Origin of the sequence: Streptomyces sp. NPDC005728 (assembly GCF_040630895.1) — a bacterium.
Taxonomy (GTDB): domain Bacteria; phylum Actinomycetota; class Actinomycetes; order Streptomycetales; family Streptomycetaceae; genus Streptomyces.
In genome coordinates this window covers 19031-35345 of the sequence record NZ_JBEXYL010000044.1, presented here as the reverse complement: position 1 = coordinate 35345, position 16315 = coordinate 19031, and the positions used below count along the sequence as shown (strand labels likewise).

The 16315-nt window shown below is 72.7% G+C and carries 14 protein-coding genes and 1 pseudogene; 5 read left to right on the top strand and 10 right to left on the bottom strand.

The genetic code is table 11. The annotated features are described in order from the left end of the window. Positions 1 to 6: 6 nt before the first annotated feature. A complete protein-coding gene (locus ABZ471_RS26940; protein ID WP_359069713.1) occupies positions 7 to 1983 on the bottom strand; it encodes a HEAT repeat domain-containing protein in 1977 nt (658 codons plus the stop codon). A gap of 145 nt (positions 1984 to 2128) precedes the next feature. Beyond that, a complete protein-coding gene (locus ABZ471_RS26935; RefSeq protein ID WP_359069711.1) occupies positions 2129 to 3796 on the bottom strand; it encodes an acyl-CoA dehydrogenase family protein in 1668 nt (555 codons plus the stop codon). Between the two features lie 71 nt (positions 3797 to 3867). Between ABZ471_RS26935 and ABZ471_RS26930 the strand changes: the two genes are divergently transcribed. Next, positions 3868 to 4620 carry a PaaX family transcriptional regulator C-terminal domain-containing protein gene (locus tag ABZ471_RS26930; RefSeq protein WP_359069709.1) on the top strand — a complete coding sequence of 251 codons (753 nt, stop codon included), beginning with the start codon at positions 3868 to 3870 and terminating at the stop codon, positions 4618 to 4620. 99 nt (positions 4621 to 4719) lie between these two features. Beyond that, entirely contained in the window at positions 4720 to 5214 is a 495-nt protein-coding gene (locus ABZ471_RS26925) for a hypothetical protein (protein WP_359069708.1), read from the top strand. Between the two features lie 60 nt (positions 5215 to 5274). Here the strand turns inward: ABZ471_RS26925 and ABZ471_RS26920 are convergent, their stop codons facing one another. Both ABZ471_RS26920 and ABZ471_RS26915 read right to left on the bottom strand, forming a co-directional pair. After that, entirely contained in the window at positions 5275 to 6078 is an 804-nt protein-coding gene (locus tag ABZ471_RS26920; protein WP_359069706.1) for a pectate lyase, read from the bottom strand. 31 nt (positions 6079 to 6109) lie between these two features. Beyond that, positions 6110 to 7066, bottom strand: a complete 957-nt coding sequence (locus tag ABZ471_RS26915) for a polysaccharide lyase family 1 protein (protein ID WP_359069705.1) — start codon at positions 7064 to 7066, stop codon at positions 6110 to 6112. Positions 7067 to 7351: 285 nt separating this feature from the next. Here ABZ471_RS26915 and ABZ471_RS26910 point away from each other — a divergent pair. Further along, positions 7352 to 7579, top strand: a pseudogene (locus ABZ471_RS26910) (SGNH/GDSL hydrolase family protein); the annotation flags it as partial. 10 nt (positions 7580 to 7589) lie between these two features. Here ABZ471_RS26910 and ABZ471_RS26905 read toward each other — a convergent pair. Together ABZ471_RS26905 and ABZ471_RS26900 are read right to left on the bottom strand one after the other, a co-directional pair. Then, positions 7590 to 7997 (bottom strand): STAS domain-containing protein, encoded by a 408-nt coding sequence (locus ABZ471_RS26905; RefSeq protein ID WP_359069766.1) that lies wholly within the window; start codon positions 7995 to 7997, stop codon positions 7590 to 7592. 24 nt (positions 7998 to 8021) lie between these two features. Next, a complete protein-coding gene (locus ABZ471_RS26900; protein WP_097256155.1) occupies positions 8022 to 8207 on the bottom strand; it encodes a hypothetical protein in 186 nt (61 codons plus the stop codon). A 138-nt stretch (positions 8208 to 8345) separates the two neighbouring features. Here ABZ471_RS26900 and ABZ471_RS26895 point away from each other — a divergent pair, with 138 nt between their 5' ends. Beyond that, positions 8346 to 11174, top strand: a complete 2829-nt coding sequence (locus tag ABZ471_RS26895; protein WP_359069703.1) for a hypothetical protein — start codon at positions 8346 to 8348, stop codon at positions 11172 to 11174. A gap of 40 nt (positions 11175 to 11214) precedes the next feature. Here the strand turns inward: ABZ471_RS26895 and ABZ471_RS26890 are convergent, their stop codons facing one another. Both ABZ471_RS26890 and ABZ471_RS26885 read right to left on the bottom strand, forming a co-directional pair. Beyond that, positions 11215 to 12606: a nucleobase:cation symporter-2 family protein gene (locus ABZ471_RS26890; protein ID WP_359069701.1), complete on the bottom strand. Its 1392-nt coding sequence runs from the start codon at positions 12604 to 12606 to the stop codon at positions 11215 to 11217. A 128-nt stretch (positions 12607 to 12734) separates the two neighbouring features. Next, a complete protein-coding gene (locus ABZ471_RS26885; RefSeq protein ID WP_359069699.1) occupies positions 12735 to 14075 on the bottom strand; it encodes an FAD-dependent oxidoreductase in 1341 nt (446 codons plus the stop codon). A 195-nt stretch (positions 14076 to 14270) separates the two neighbouring features. On the opposite strand from ABZ471_RS26885, the gene ABZ471_RS26880 reads away from it, so the two are divergent. Further along, positions 14271 to 14774, top strand: a complete 504-nt coding sequence (locus tag ABZ471_RS26880) for a DUF6214 family protein (protein ID WP_359069697.1) — start codon at positions 14271 to 14273, stop codon at positions 14772 to 14774. Positions 14775 to 14807: 33 nt separating this feature from the next. Here ABZ471_RS26880 and ABZ471_RS26875 read toward each other — a convergent pair whose 3' ends face one another. Both ABZ471_RS26875 and ABZ471_RS26870 read right to left on the bottom strand, forming a co-directional pair. Then, positions 14808 to 15473, bottom strand: coding sequence for a helix-turn-helix domain-containing protein (locus ABZ471_RS26875; protein WP_359069695.1), 666 nt, complete (start codon positions 15471 to 15473; stop codon positions 14808 to 14810). A 150-nt stretch (positions 15474 to 15623) separates the two neighbouring features. After that, positions 15624 to 16313: an HAD-IA family hydrolase gene (locus ABZ471_RS26870; protein WP_359069693.1), complete on the bottom strand. Its 690-nt coding sequence runs from the start codon at positions 16311 to 16313 to the stop codon at positions 15624 to 15626. Positions 16314 to 16315: the final 2 nt, after the last annotated feature.

The window sequence follows — 16315 nt, the reverse complement described above, 5'->3', positions numbered from 1 at the left end:
GCGCGTCTACAGCCCCGCCAGCACCTCCCTGCAGGTGCTGAGCAGCGCCTCGTCCTCGGCGATGTCATGGCTGCCGCACGCGCCCTCGCGGGCCGTGTGGCGCCGGGGGGCGGCCAGTTCCGCCGCCACCAGGTCCCGTAGCGGTGCGGCCGCCGGGCCCATGACGGCGAGGCACTGTGCGATGGGGCCGCGGGCGTAGGGGTTCTCCGACCAGGCGGCCCGGAACACCGGCAGCACGGGTTCCGGGTCCCGGCCGATGTGCCACAGCGCGCACGCGGCCGATAACCGCTCCCAGAACTGCCCGGCAGCGGCCGTCCTGCGCAGCTCGGGCAGGGCCGTGCGGGCGGCCGGGCCCAGCCTGCCCAGCTGGCGCGCGGCCAGCCGGCGGCTGCCCGGCTCTCCCTGCGTCAACTCCCGCAGAAGGACGGGCAGTACGGCCCTGGCCGCACCGTCCGCCGACCACAGGGCGCCCGCCGCCGCGGCCGCGTGGCGGGTGTGCAGCAGTTCTCTGAGCACCGGGGCCGCCTGCGCGGCCGCCCCGAGGTCGTCCAGGGCCCGGACGATCTGACCGGTGAGTCTCTCCCGTGCTCCGAGGCCGTCCGGTGCACCGGACAGCAGGCGCAGTATCTCCGGTACCGCCTCCCGGTCGCCGATGGCCCCGAGTGCCGTCAGCAGGGGGGCGGCCAGGGTGTCGGCGGCAGGGGAGTCCAGTGGGATCCTGGCCAGCCGGTGCCGCAACGCGGGGGCGAGGGGAGCCGCGGCCGGGCCCAGGCGTGCGATCTCCTGCCCGAGGCCGCCGGGCAGTACCGGGCTCACCAGGACCTGGGCCAGGACCGGGACCGCCCGCGGATCCCCGCTCCTGGCCAGAGCCTTCAGCGGGCCGCCCAGGCTCGCCGAGCCGCGCTCCCAGCGGTGGGTCCACAGATCGGGCCGGGCGGTGACCAGGGCGTGGAGGTCGTCCACGGCGGGCGCCGCCAGCCCGAACAGTTCCGCCAGGACCGAGACCGCCACGTCCCGCAACCGGTCCTGATCCGTGCCCAGTTGGGCGCCGATCAGGGCCACGGGTCCGGCACAGTCGGCGCGCCAGCCGCGGAACAGTGCCGCCGCCATGCACACGGCATTGCACCGGTCCATCGGGTCGGGGCTGGTCAACTGCCCGGTGAGCAGGGCGATCCGCTCCCCGCTCCGGTCGCCGAGCGCGGTGTGCAGGGTGCGCAGCAGCTGGGCGCCCTCCTCGTCGGAGGGGCGCAGCCGTCGTATCCGCCCCACCAGGGTGTCGTTCCCCGACTGCTCCGGGATGCCGGTGCGGCGCGCGGACCTGTCCCGCAGCAGCCGGACAGCAGTCGGTACCAGGTCGGCCGGGAGCCGGTCGGGGGCGGCGAGCGCGAGCTGGCCGAGCGCGGCCAGCCGCAGCCCCGGGTCGTAGGGCGGGGCGCTCTGTGCGGTCAACAGGCCCACCGCGGCCGCCGCGTGCGCCGGATGCCCGCGTACGAACAGGCCGAGGGCCTCCGTGAGGGCGAGCAGGACCCGGCCGTCACGCTCGACCGGGATCCGCCGCCGTAACAGGTCCAGGACGCGGGCCGGGCCGTCGAGGAACCGGACGGCGGCGCCGGCCGCCGCACGGCGCACTCCCGCGTCCGGATCCCCGAGGAGGGACACGAACACCTCGGAGTCCGCGCGCACCGCCTCACGCGCGCGGGCGTCCCCGCTCTCCGCCCCGATGCTGACCAGCAGTTCGACTATGCAGCCCCGGTCCGGCACCGCCTCGCGGGCCGCGAGCGTGCACAGGAAGGGAACGCAGGCCAGCGTCGAGTCGTACACGTTCCCCTGGTGGTGCACCGTGCCGTACATGCCGTCGAGCGCGGTCTGTCGCTCGGCGGCGTCGGTGGAGGCAAGTCCCCGGAGCCACCCGGGTACTTCCTCCGCGCTGCCGTACGCGTGTTGCAGCGAGGCCCAGTCGACCTCGTCGATCCCCGTGAACACGTTGTCCTCCCCAGACGAGTGCCACCTGATCGCGAGTCTGCACCACGGCACTGACAACGAAGCGGAACCGGGCGCTGACTGTGTGCGATCCGTCGGCTGTCACCGGCCACCGGGCGGGGATCCGGCCCGGTGGCCGGTGCGGGGATCAGTTCCGGCCGGGCAGGGACCGCTCCAGGATCGGGTCCAGGCCGGTCCCGGTGGGCAGCGTGCCGAACGCGTGTCCCCAGTCGCCGCCCAGCCGGGTCGCGCAGAACGCGTCCGCGACCGGGTGTGGCGCGTGCCGGACCAGCAGCGACGCCTGGAGGGCGAGGGCCATCCGCTCCACCAGCCGGCGGGCGCCCACCTGGTCGGTCCCGGCCAACTGCGCCTTCAGTCCGGTCACGGTCGCGTCCAGACGTGCGTCGGCCCCGCGCGCGAGGGCGAGTTCGGCGAACAGGGCCTCGGCGGTGTCCGGTTCGCGGCCCAGGGCCCGCAGCACGTCGAGGGCGTTGACGTTGCCCGAGCCCTCCCAGATGGACAGCAGGGGAGCCTCCCGGTAGTGGCGGGGCATGCCGGACTCCTCGACGTACCCGTTGCCGCCCAGGCATTCCAGGGCCTCCGCGGTGAACGCCGGGCCCCGCTTGGTGACCCAGTACTTGCCGACGGCAGTGGCGATCCGCCGGAACGCCCGCTCCCCGTCGTCCCCGCGCACCGCCCGGTCCGCCGCCCCGGCCAGCCGCAGCGCGAGGGTCGTGGCGGCCTCCGACTCCAGCGCCAGGTCGGCCAGGACGTTGCGCATCAAGGGCTGGTCGAACAGCCGGGCGCCGAACGCGCTGCGGTGGCGGGCGTGGTGGCCCGCCTCGACGAGTGTCTTGCGCATCAGGGTCGCCGAGGACATCACGCAGTCCAGACGGGTGCAGTTGACCATCTCGATGATGGTCTTCACACCCCGCCCCTCCGGTCCGACCAGCCAGGCCACCGTCCGGTCGAACTCCGGCTCGGAGGAGGCGTTGGACCGGTTGCCGAGTTTGTCCTTCAGTCGCTGGATGCGGAAGGTGTTGCGGCTGCCGTCCGGAAGGATCCGCGGCACCAGGAAACAGGACAGACCGCCCGGTGCCTGCGCCAGCACCAGGAACACGTCACACATCGGCGCCGACGTGAACCACTTGTGGCCCCGCAGCGTGTAGACGCCCGGCTCACCGGTGGGCGTGGCCGTGGTGGTGTTGGTGCGGACGTCCGAGCCACCCTGCTTCTCCGTCATGCCCATCCCGGCGAGCAGCCCGGGCTTCTCCGTGGGGATGCGCAGCTGGGGGTCGTACACGCGGCTGGTGAGCAGCGGTTCGTAGATCTTGGCCAGGTCCGGCTGGGCGCGCAGCGCGGGGACGGCGGCGTACGTCATCGACGTCGGACAGCCGTGCCCTGCCTCCGTATGGCCCCATACCAGTCCGCCGGCGGTGCGGGCCACATGGGCGCCGGGCCGGTCGTCGGCCCACGGGGCACCGGCGAGGCCCTCGGCGACCGCGGTCCGCATCAGATGGTGCCAGCTGGGGTGGAAGTCGACCTCGTCGATCCGGTGGCCGTAGCGGTCGTGGGTGCGCAGCTCCGGCTCGTGCCGGTTCGCCTGCTCGCCCCACTCCTGGGCCTCCGCGCTGCCGGCCCGCAGCCCCAGCTGCCGGATGCCGTCCTCGGCCCACCCGGCACCCTCCCGGCGCAGCCCTTCGAGCAGGGCTCGGTCGTCGGAGGCGTCGTACGGGGCCAGAGGCGGGGCCTGGTTGGTGACGTCGTGGGTGGCGTACTGCGGCTGCGGCGGCGACTGCGCGGGTATCGAGACCATACGGCCATGTTGCACTCTCCATGCGGCCGTAGCAATACTGCAACAAGGAGGCGCACGTACAGTACGTGCCCATGCGCATGAACGTGTCAGCAGAGGCGGGCGAGGCCGCCGGCCTGCGGCCGCTGTCCGCGCGGTCGGTCGTGCTGAGCGTGCTCCTCGGTGCGCATCCGCCCGAGCTTCCGGTGAAGGACCTGGTCCGGCTGGTGGAGCCGTTCGGTGTCGGCGGTTCCACGCTCCGCGCCGCGCTGAGCCGGATGGTGGCCGCCGGGGACCTCCGTCGCACGGACGCCGTGTACGGGCTCAGTGGCCGGCTGCTGGCCCGCCAGCGCCGCCAGGACGAGGCGCTGCGTGCGCGCACGCGCGCGTGGGACGGGGACTGGGAGATGGTCGTGATCACGGCGACCGGCCGCGGCCCCGCCGAACGTGCGGAGCTGCGTGCCCGGCTGGCCTCCCTGCGGCTGGCCGAACTCCGCGAGGGCGTGTGGCTGCGCCCGGCCAACCTCGACCGGCCCCTGCCCGCCGACCTCGCGCGCGTGGCGCAGTCGTACACGGCCCGCCCCGACGGCTCCCCGCACGACCTGGCCGCTCGCCTGTGGCCGTTGGACGCCTGGGCCGCCACCGCGCGGACCCTGCTCGCCCACGCGGCGGACGCCCGCCACCCGGCCGACCGTCTCACCGCGTTCGCCGCGGTCGTACGCCACCTGCTCACCGACCCGGTCCTGCCCTCCGGGCTGCTGCCCGCCGACTGGCCGGGTGACCTGCTGCGCACCGCGTACGCGGACTATCAGGCGCAGTTCACCGGGGAGCCGGGGCCGGCAGGCTGACCGAGGTCACGTCATCATTGCGTAGCCTTCACACTGCTTTCACATCCCCTCGTCCGGGCGCTACCGTCACTCCGCCAGAAACACCTTGGGGGGTGGCAGATGAACCAGCCGTCGGCGATGCGTCCCGGACCGGGACAGCCGGACGACCGTCCGTTGCACAGACGCAAGAGAATCTGGTTCGGCGGCTTCACGCTCTTCACGCTGGGCGCGGTGATCGCCACGACGGGCAACGGCGGGGCCTCGGCCGATGTCGGGGCGGCTCCGCGGGCGACAGTCACGGCCACGGCCACCGCGACCGTGACCGCCGTTCCGAAGGCGGCGCCCGCGCCCACCGTCACGAAGACGAGGACGGTGAAGAAGCCCGGCCCGACCGTCACGGTCAGAGTCACCGAAGCTGCGCAGGCGGCCGCCGGTTCGGACGACAGCGGGAGTTCGGACACCGGCACATGCTCGATCGTCTCCAACGCCGGCAACTGCTACGAGGCAGGCCAGTTCTGCCGTAACGGCGACCACGGAGCCGTCACCACCGACGCCGGCGGCGATCGCATCAAGTGCGTCTACAGGTCGAACGCATGGCGCTGGAGCTATGCGTGACCGACGCTCGCTGGGGCCGCCACATTCCTCAGCCGCGGCCGGCGGCCCCACCGCCCGGGCTCACTTGTAGGTGATGTCCGAACTCGCGTACTTGCAGTAGGTCCCGTCAGGGCCCGAGCCGTTCGTGGTCGGCTCCTTGCCGGTGTTGTTGCCGATGTACTTCTGGCACGGAATGATCTTCTTGCTGGAGTCGCCCACGATGGTGATGTTCTTCAGCGTCGCGCTGTCGCCGTAGTTGGTGTTGATGCCGACGAGCCTGCCGCCCTTGTAGGTCGCCTCGATGGAGTTGAGGTTGATCGTGCGCTTGTACTGCGTCTTGCAGTTGCCGCACGAGCGGGCGAAGGTGCCGAAGTTCTGCACCGCGAAGTCGGAGACGTTCAGCGTTCCGGCGCCGTTGAACTGGAACACCTTGTCGCTGGCCTCCTTCGCCCCGCCGCCGCTGACGGTGTAGACGTTGGAGGACGAGGAGCCGAGGAAGGTGGCCGCGTCCTCGCCGACGTCCTCCCACCAGACGTTCTGCAGCGTGCAGCTGCCGAGGCAGTGGATCCCGTCCGCGGCGGGGGCGCCGATGATGACGTTCTTCAGGACCGCGCCGGGGGCGAGTTCGAGGAGCGGGTCCTGGTCCTCGTTCTGGCCGCCGGTGCCCAGGTCGCCGGAGCCGTAGAGGCGTTTCATCCCGTAGTCCTTGGTGCCGGAGACCGGGATGGTGGCCGTGACCGCCTGGCTGCCGTTGGCCGTGGGCCAGGTCGCCGCGTTCGCCGTGGCTCCGTCAGTCATGATCATGCCAACAGAGAGTCCGAGGGCGGCGAATCCGCCCAGCAGGGCGCGTCCCGATCGGGTGCGCGAGGGTGCCTGTGAAGCCATGTCCCGAATGCCTTCCTCCGAGTGGGGGTGGTCAGATCCGTCCGGCGCCCGCGCCGGTCGTCACCGAGGTCACGACGGTGGACGCGGACTCGGCGGTGTAGCCGTAGGGCGGGCTGGTGAAGGTGCCGGTGCGCGAGACCTCGGTCGCGGCTCCGCCGAGGTCGTTGCCGCGCAGGTTGGCGTAGCCGTCCACGTCGCTGTCCCGGCTGGTGGTGACGGCGACCTGGGTGTCGCGGAAGACGTTGTTCTCGACCAGCATCTGCGCGCCCATCCGCGAGTGCACGGCGGTCTCGGCGCCGACGACGTAGTTGTCGTAGAAGTGCCCGGTGCCGAAGCGCAGGCTCGGGATGCGGGAGTTGACGTTGTCGAACCAGTTGTGGTGGTACGTCACCCGCAGATGCCCGGTGTCCTCGCTCGCGTTGTTGTCGCTGTGGCCGACGAGCGAGCCCTTGTAGTGGTCCTTGAAGGTGTTCCAGGAGACGGTCACGTAGTCGGAGGCGTGCGTGATGTCGACCAGGCCGTCGTAGTGGTCCTTGCCGTGATCGCGGTCCGAGGACAGGGAGTTGTGGTCGATCCACACCTGCGTCGAGCCCTGCACGGTGATCGCGTCGGTCTTGACGGCCTTGCTGATGTTCAGGTTGCGGACGACGACGTTGGTGACTTTCTTCAGGCGCAGTCCGCCGCCGGTGAAGCCGGAGGACGAACCGACGCCCAGGACCGTGGTGTTGGAGCCGACGTCGACCTGACCGCTCAGCGAGATCAGGCCGTTGACCTTCACCACCTTTGCCGAACTGCCGGCCACGGCCGCCTTGAAGGCGGCCAGGGTGGAGACGGTCACCGCCGTGGCGCTGCCGCCGCCGGTCGTCCCGGCGCCGAAGCCGACGGGCGAGGCGTCGGCCGCCCCGGCCGCCTGGGGTGACGCGAGTGCGGCGGCGGCCCCGAGGACCACGGCGGCGGCCGCCGGCCCGATGAGTTGTTGTGTTCGCATGCGGGTGCGTCCCTTCCAGTGGGGGTTGGTTATGTACGTGACTGACGTACGCCATGCGGAACGCTTGGGGGGTCACGTGTACCAGTTGAGGTCGATTTCCGAGCCTCCCGGTCACGCTGATGAACGGACCGTAGAGGGTAAGCGCTTTCTAGTCAACGCCTCGCGTGCGGCTGTTTTCGGTCGGCCGGGAAGTGGCGTGGGAGCGCTTCCATGGTGTGCATGTTCCAAGACGCGACGCCGGAGTTCCCCCGCACGACGCCGCACGAGCCGCGATCAGTCACCCCCTACGACGACGCGGCGGGGGAGCGGGAGGCGTCCCGGCACCGCGTGAACGCCTGGATCCGTACCCCCGGCCACTTCGACACGGTGATCGACGTCGACCGAGCGGTACGGGACCCGGCCCGGCCGAGCCGACTGCTCTCCGACCTCCAGGTCGGGGACGGCCTTCACCTCGACCCGAAGGGCTATGGGGTGCTCGCGGGCGCGGTTCCCGAGAGGTTGTTCCGGCGGTGAGGTGAGCGGCTCAGCGGGTCGGGGTGGCGGTCCTGGCAGTGCTGTGGTCCAGGGCCGGTCCGGACAGGGACTCCTCCGCCTCCAGGGCCGCCGGGTGGATCGGGAAGATCCTGTCCAGCCTCGTGATGCGGAGGTGCCTGCGGGCCTGCCCCTGGACTCCGCTCAGGGCCAGGCGGCCGCCGTGCGGGTGCAGTCGCTTGAGAGCGCCGACGAGGACCCCGCTCCCGGTGCTGTCGATGAAGTCGAGCTCCCGCATGTCGATGGCCAGCAGGAAGTGCCCATCGTTGATCAGGCCGACCAGGACCTCCCGCAGGGTCGTGCAGTTGTACCCGTCCAGTTCGCCCGCAAGCGTCACCACGGTGACCGAAGCGGAGACGTGCTCGTAGACGATGCTCAGGTTCCCGGAGCGGTCGACGATCGGTTCCACGGGCTACTCCCTGTCTCACAGCGACATGACCAACGTACGTGTCCAGGCGATGAGCTGGCGCACGATTCGCTCGGTCCGCGCGCCTCCGTTCCGCAGGAACGGCAGCACGACGAGCGCCGGCAGACAGGCGAGTGTGGCCAGCAGCAGGGGCAGCACCAGCAGGGCGCGCAGGGCAGCCGACGGGACGGGAAAAGGGATCAACCGAGCCTCCACGAGCGGGAATCGCGGCGCCGACTGGACGGGGCGCCGTCGTCGATCAGAGGATGGCTGCCTGCGAGCGGTCGACGACCGGTGGCGACGAGAGGCCGCCGGGGCGCCGCCCGGACGGGGAACGGGGCGATGAGTAGCGACGAGAGCGGCGGCGCAGGACGCAAACCCCGCCCGGTGACGCCGCCGCGGCTGCCGCCGGGACCGCTGAGGGAGTTCAAGCGGTGTTTGTACCGGCTGTACCTGTCCGCCGGCACGCCCAGCCTGGACCGGATCGCGGAGGCGGCCGTTCTCGACGACTCCCTGCCCGGCGCCCCGAGCCGGGACACCGTGGGACGGCTCCTCACCGGTGCGAAACTCCCCGGCCTGCACGACGCCGAGTCGGTCGCCGCGGTGCTGGCCCGCCTCATGGACCGCGACCCGGCCGAAACCGTCGTACGGATACGGGAGTTGTGGATCGAGGCGAAGGAGCACCCCGGGCCGCCCCCGCGCACCGCCGAGGCGTGGGGCGCCGCCCGGCTCGGCGTGCACCACGCGGTGGACGTGGACGGCGCCGGCTTCGACCGGCTCACCCCGTACATCGAGCGGACCCACGACGAGACGGTGCGCGGGCGCCTGCGGGGTGCCAGGGGCGGCGAGGCGGTGCTGGCCGTGCTCGTCGGACAGTCGTCGACCGGCAAGACCCGGTCGGCCTTCGAGGCTGTGCGCATCGAACTGCCGGACTGGCCCGTCCTGTTCCCGTCCGGTCCACGCGAACTCCTCGACTGGATCGAGGGCGATGCGGTGGACGCCGGATCGGTGATCTGGCTGAACGAGACACAGCGCTACCTGACGGGACCCGCCGGCGAGGACGTGGCCGAGTCCCTGGCCGGTCTCCTCGGTCGGACGGCCCCACTCGCCGTGCTCGGCAGCATGTGGCCCGAGTACGCGCGCCGTATCGGGGCCCAGGGCGGCGACGACCACTTCCATGCCCGTGCCCTGCTGCGTGCCCACCACGCCGAGATCCTCGTCCCGGACCGTCTCGGTGGCAGCCTGGGCCGGGCCAGGAAGGCGGCCGCGCACGACCCGCGGCTGCGGGCGGCGCTGGCGGCGGCCGGTGAACCGGCGCGGGTCATCCAGCAGTTGACCGGTGGTCCGGAGCTGGTACGGCGGTACGAGATGGGACCGGGCAACGCCTTCTCCGAGATCGAGCACGCGATCGTCACGGCGGCCGTCGACGCGCGGCGCCTCGGCCACGCGGCCGCGCTGTCGCCCGAACTGCTCGCGGCGGCCGTCGTCGGGTACCTCCCGTCCACGGCCCGCGTCACCGGGGACAGTGAGTGGTTCGCGGCCGCCGTCCAGGCGCTGAGCTCCGCCGACAGCGGCCGGCTGCCCGCCCTGGTCCCCGACCGGGTCGCACCGGGCGTGGGCGCAGCCGACGGCTACCACCCCGCCGACTACCTCGACCAGAGCGTGCGCCGCGCCCGCGCCCATCTCGCACCGCCCGCCGAACTGTGGGAGGCGGCCGAGGCGCACGGCCGTACCGCGGACGACCTGTACGCCATGGGCGGGGAGGCGTCTGTGCGCTGCCGCCACGGACACGCGCTACGGCTCTACCGGCGTGCCCTCGACCGGGGAGCTGATGCACGGCCCGCGCTGGCGCTGCTGTGGGAGGAGGCCGGCGACCGGGCGGCGGCGGAGTCGGTGGCCGCGGACAGCGGGTGGGCCTGGGCCGTGCTGGCCGGGGTGCGCGAGGGAAATGACGACGGCGCCGGAGCACTGCGGGCCCATGAACGGGCCGCGCTGGAGGGCGAGCCCTCGGCGTGGGACTTCCTCGCTCGGCTGCGCGAGTACGTCGGTGACCGCGCGGGAGCCGAGGAAGCCGCCGTGGCCGCGGCGGAGCAGGGGCATACCCGGCCGTGGCTGGCGCTGGCCCGGCGGCGTGAGCGGGCGGGCGACGAGGCCGGCGCGCTCGCGGCGTACACCCGTGCGGTGGCGGCCGGGGACCCCTGGGGCTGGATGGGCAGGGCGCGGTTGTACGACAACAGGACGGGACGCGACGCCGAAGCCGAGACCGCCTATCTGGAGGCCGCCGACGCGGGTGTCCTCACGGCCTGGTCCTCCCTGGTGCACCTCCGGTGGCGGGCCGGGGACCAGAAAGGCGCGGAAGCGGCGGCCACCCGGGCTGCCGAACTCGGGAACGCGGAGGGGTGGAGCGCACTGCTGCGGTACCACCGGCAGCGGGGGGAGACCGCCGCGGCCGAGCACGCCTGTCGGCTGGCCGCCACGGCCGGGTCGACCGGCGCGCTCGCCGATCTGGCGCTGCTCAGGGAGGAGAGCGGGGACACCGAGGGCGCCGAGGAGGCCGCCGCACGGGCCGCGCGGTTCGGCCACGCCGAGGCCTGGTGGACCCTGGCCCGGGTACGGGAGGAAGCGGGCCGCAGCGCGTCGGCCGACCTCGCGGCGGCCCGGGCCGCCCGGGCCGGGGACACCGAGGCGTGGACGGCGCTCGCCCGGATCCGGGAGCGGACCGGCGACACCGAAGGGGCCGAACACGCCGCCGACGAGGCCGCCGAGCACGGTTCCGCGGACACCTGGGCCACGCTCGCCCGGATCCGGGAGCGTGCGGGCGACCGGGAGGGCTCCCTGCGTGCCGCCCGGGCGGCCGTCGCCGCGGGCGGCGCGGGAGTCTGGTCCGCACTGGGGCAGGTCAGGGAGGACCGCGGCGACGGGCAGGGCGCCGAGGTGGCCTACCGCGCGGCGACCGACGCGGGCGACACGGCCGCGTGGACCGCGCTGGGCCGCCTTCACGAAGAGGCCGGTGACCGGCGGCGCGCAGAGCGGTGCTATCGCACGGGCGTCGACGCCGGCGACTACGAGGCCTGGGAGGGCCTGTTGCGCGTCACCGGCGGCGACCCACCGCCGCCACTTCACGGCCGGTTCGGGCTGGATGCGGCGGGCGGCTTCGCCGAGTCGCTGTGATCCCCTGTGGGCTCCTACCGACCGGTGACGACTGCTCCGGCTAGACGATCTCGCGCCGCGGCTTCTCGACGGTCTCCTCGCCGCCGGTGACGGACAGGCCGTCCGTCTCGGCGAAGGCGGCCGAACCGGCCTTCCCCGGCAGATGGTTGAACAGCAGGTTCAGGGCGATCGCCGTCAGGCAGCCCGCGCTGATACCGCTGTTCATCACCGTCTGGAACCAGTCCGGGAACTTCGCGTACACCGTGGGCACGCCCACCGGCAGCATGCCGACCGCCACCGAAACGGCCACCACCGTCAGGTTGTTGTTGCCCTTGAAGTCGACGCGGGCCAGTGTCCTGAGCCCGCTCGCCGCGACCGTCCCGAACATCACCAGACCGGCCCCGCCGAGCACCGGCGCGGGGATCGCCGCGACCACTGCGCCCAGCTTGGGCAGCAGACCGAGCAGGACTAGCATGCCGCCGGCCGTCGCGACCACCCAGCGGCTGCGCACCCGGGTCATCCCCACCAGTCCCACGTTCTGCGCGTACGCCGTGTACGGGAAGGTGTTGAACACCCCGCCCAGGACCGTCGCCAGGCCGTCCGCGCGCAGCCCGTCGGCCAGCGAGCGCGGCTCGACCCGCCGCCCGGTCATCTCGCCGACCGCGATCAGGTCACCGGTCGTCTCCGTCATCGTCACCAGCGCCACCACGAGCATGGACACGATCGCGGACGCCCTGAACTCCGGCACACCGAAGTGGAACGGCGTGCTGATCCCCACCCAGTCCGCGTCCCCGACCCCGCCGAAGTCGGTGAACCCGAAGGGCACGGCGACCGCCAGGCCCACCGCGATACCGGTCAGCACTGCGACCTGGCTGAGGAAGACCGGCGCGAACCGCTGCACGCCGAGCACGACCGCCAGCACGAAGGCCGCCAGCGCCAGGTTCTTCGGCTCCCCGAAGTCCTTCGCGCCGGCACCGCCCGCTGCCCAGTTGCCCGCGACCGGCAGCAGCGAGACACCGATGATCAGGATGACCGTGCCGGTGACCAGCGGTGGGAAGAAGCGCAGCAGCCGGCCGAAGACCGGTGCGAGCAGCACGATCGCGAGGCCCGCGACGATCACCGAGCCGTAGATCGCGGGCAGTCCGCCGCCCGTCGTCCCGATGAGCACCATGGGCGACACGGCCGCGAACGTGCAGCCCTGCATGATCGGCAGCCGGACGCCGAACCGCCAGAACCCGATGCACTGGATCAGCGTGGCGAGGCCGCACACCAGCAGATCGGCGGTGATCAGGTACGCCAGGTCGGCTGGCGACAGCTTCATCGCACCGCCCACGATCAGCGGCACCGCGACAGCGCCCGCGTACATCGCGAGCACGTGCTGCAGGCCGAAGGCCGCCAGCTGCCGTACCGGTGGTATCTCGTCGACGGGGTGCACTTCTGTGGTCGTGGCCATGGGGACTCCAGAGCGGCGGGTGGGGAGGGGCATCCGAACAGCACGAGACCGTAGGGTTCTTGAACAGTTTGTTGATTTCGGTGGTGTTGCCGGTACGTGTCGAGCCCGCCCGGCAGCGGTCCACTCCGCTACGCCGACCGCGCCGCCCCGAACAGCGCGTCCCAGTCGTCGAGTTTGACCACGCCCCGCCCGAGTTGCGCCCCCAGTGCGGCCTCGGCGCGCTCGATAGCCAGCCAGCCCGTCCACGGCACCGGTTCGATGCCCGCCGCGCGCAGTGCCGCGAGCGGGTTCTCCGGCACCTCCGCGCGCAGGAGCAGGGGCGCGTCCGCCAGCAGGGAGGTCGCGGTCTCCTTGGCGCACGGCCGGTTGGTGCCGATGACCCCCGTCGGGCCGCGCTTGATCCATCCGGCGACGTACTCGCCCGGCGAGGTGATGTCATCGCGCAGGACGCGGCCCTCCCGGTGCGGCACGGTGCCGGTCGCCGCGTCGAACGGCAGCCCCTCCAGCGGAACTCCGCGATAGCCCACCGAGCGCAGCACCAACTGCGCCGCCACGTCCTCGTACCGGCCGGTGCCTGTCACGCCGCCGTGGCCGTCCGGCGCCGTCCGCTCGAAGCGCACGGCGCCCACCCGGCCGCCGTCCGCGAGCAGTTCCACCGGTCGCAGGAAGAACCGGAGCCGGATCCGGCGGGCCGTCTGCCGGGACGGAGCGGCCGCCCACCCGCGCAGCGCCTCCACGTTGCGGCGCTGCACGGCGGGCAGCGCGGACGGATCGGCATACCCCGGATCCAGTGCCAACTCGGCCGGATCCACGGTCACTTCGGTGTCGGGCAGGCCGCCCAGCTCGCGTAGCTCCTTGGTCGTGAAGCGGGCCTGCGAGGGGCCGCGCCGACCGGCCATGTGGACCTCGGCGACCCCGCTCGCCGCCAGCGTGTCCAGCGCCGCCTGCGGCATGTCCGTCGGACGCAGTTCACCGGCGCCCCGCACCAGCATCCGTGTGACGTCCACGGCCACATTGCCCACGCCGATGACCACCGCCGACCGGACCCCGCGCACGAACCCCGCGTCCGCCGCGTCCGGATGCGCGCTGTACCAGGACACGAACTCGGTCGCCGACCAGCTGCCCGGCAGCTCCTCGCCGGGGATCCCGAGGTGGCGGTCGGTGGCGGCGCCCACGCAGTACACGACCGCGTGGTACATGGTCCGCAGCCGCGCCACGGACAGCCCGCCGGGCCCGCCCACCCGGATCCCGCCGAGGAAGCGCACCCGGTCGTGCTCCAGCACCGTGCGCAGGTTGCCCTGCAGGGACTTGATCTTCTCGTGGTCCGGGGCGACGCCGTAGCGCACCAGGCCGTACGGGCACGGCAGCCGGTCCAGCACGTCCACCCGCACTTCGGGATCGAGCTGGACCAGGGTCTGGGCGGTGTAGCAACCGCTCGGCCCGGATCCGACGACGGCGACACGCAGCACGGCGGTACTCCTTGCCCGAAGGAGAGGGTGTGCGGACGGCTCCAGCATGGCACCGCCGGGCCGGCAACGGCAGGGGCCGGCGGGGTGACCCGGACGCGTGTCCGCCCGTATGGAGTGTGATCATGAGGTTACGTTGCGTGTGTGCTAGAAGCATCCTTTCTTCATCTTTCCGATCGGCGTGTGCAGGACGGCACGGTGTCCGTGTGGCCCGCCTGGAAGGTGCAGGGGCATGGGGGCGCCACGTCCTTGGTCCACGTCCGGCTGGCCTTCCCCGACGGGGCGCGCGTCGACGCCGTGGCCGTGGTGACCGGGGGATACGTCTCCATCGAGGACGTCAAGGCGCAGCCGGCCCTGACCCTCGCCGACCTGACCGTGCTCGCCGACTGGATCGAGGATCCGCTGTTGGAGGCGTGCGGGGTGGCGGCCGAGGGGCCGTACGAGGGCGCCGGGGAGCACGGAGGTGACGGGGCGCGGCAGGACGTCGTGTACGCGGGAGGGCGCCGCGCCCGCCCCGCCTGGCCGCGGGGCATCGAGGGGTGCCGGCAGGCCGCCCGGGAATACCGTGCCGCACAGGAGGAGGGTGCCGACCCGGTCCTCGCCGTGATGTGCGCGACGGGGCACAGCCGCCGGCGCTCCCTCTGGCTGATCGCGCAGGCGCGGGACGCCGGATTCCTGGCGCCTCGTCATGCCAGACGGTGAAAGGGAGTTGAGCGGTGGCCGGCCCGGTACCCGCTACTCGTCCCGCTCCTCCGTCGCGAAGAACCGTGACAGGTCCTGCCCCCGGCCCGCCTCCTCGTTCGTGGTGCTGCCCGGCGGCATGCCCAGCTCCCAGTCGAGTCCGTACCGCTGGAACAGTTCGGCCCGCAGCGCCGGGACGGGCATCGGCACCCCCGGCACCAGTGCCGCGTACACCGCCCCCATCAGCAGGGCCCGCAGCAGGGGGTAGTCGGCCGTCACGTTCTGGGAGCCGTACCGGGCGACCGTGTCGCTGAGCAGCTCCGACAGACGTCGCTGCTCCGGGCACTGCACGAAGCCCTCGGCCTGGAGCAGCCCCGCCATGTGCTGCCGCATGAGCACCGGACGGTCGTGGGCGAGGCCCAGGATGGCGTCGATGGTGCGGGCCAGCCGCTCCCGGCCGTCCTCGGTGTGCGGCTCGTGCTCCAGCGCCTCCTCCAGCGTGCGGTGCATCAGCCGGTGCACGGCGGACTGCACCAACTGGCGCTTGCCGGGGAAGTAGTACGACACAAGTCCGCGCGCCGAGCCCGCCCGGTCCGCGATGTCGGCCAGCGTGGTGGCCTCGAATCCGTGCTCGTCCACCAGTTCCACCGCGGCCTGTAGCAGCCGCTCCCGGGAACGACGGCGCAACTCTTCATTGACCGAGGCGCTGCGCGGGGACATCCTGTAACTCCTGCGTTGACTGGCTGCCAGCCAACTATACTCACCGCAGGGGCACCGCTGTGCGCGGGGCCTGTTCGGAGCTGCCGTCCGTCTGGGGCGACACGGGGGATCGTCTCAGACGGACGGCGCGTGACTTCGGCGCTTCTTCCTTCAGCCCACCAGGTCCAGCACCGGCAGCAGCGCACCGGGGCGCTGCGCCACCGGCAGATGGTCCACGAAGTGCACACGGCAGCCCAGTGCGGCCGCGCCGCCGTCGGCCGCCCTGCTGTCGCCGACCATCAGCACCTGCCGCGGATCGACGCCCAGGTCCGCACAGGCGGCCGCGAACAGCCGCGGGTCAGGCTTCTGCGCACCGTGTTCGTACGACAGCACATAGGTGTCCACGTACGCGTCGACACCGTGCTCGTGGAAGACCGGGCGCAGGTCCCAGCCGATGTTGCTGACCACCCCGACGCCGGTCCCGCGCTCGTGCAGCGTGCGCAGCACCTCGGCGGTGTCCGGGTACGGCGACCAGGCGGCGGGCGTCATGTGCCGCTCGTACAGCGCGTCGTGCAGGCCCGGGGCGGGCAGCGGCACCCGTCGCGACAGCCCGGTGTAGGCGGCCCGGTGCAGCTCGGCGCTGCTGTCCCGGACCGCCCAGAGTCCGGCGAGGTCCGCCGGCAGCTCGACCGGATCAGACCCGCCCGGCAGTGCACCGGCCGCCTCCAAGGCCTGTGCGGTGTCGGTCAGTTCGGGGTCGGACAGCGTCAGGCCGGCCTCCTTCAGCACGGCACGCAGCCAGGACTCGGTGGACTCGACGCGGAACAGGGTTCCCGAGAAATCGAAGAGCACGGCAGCCATGC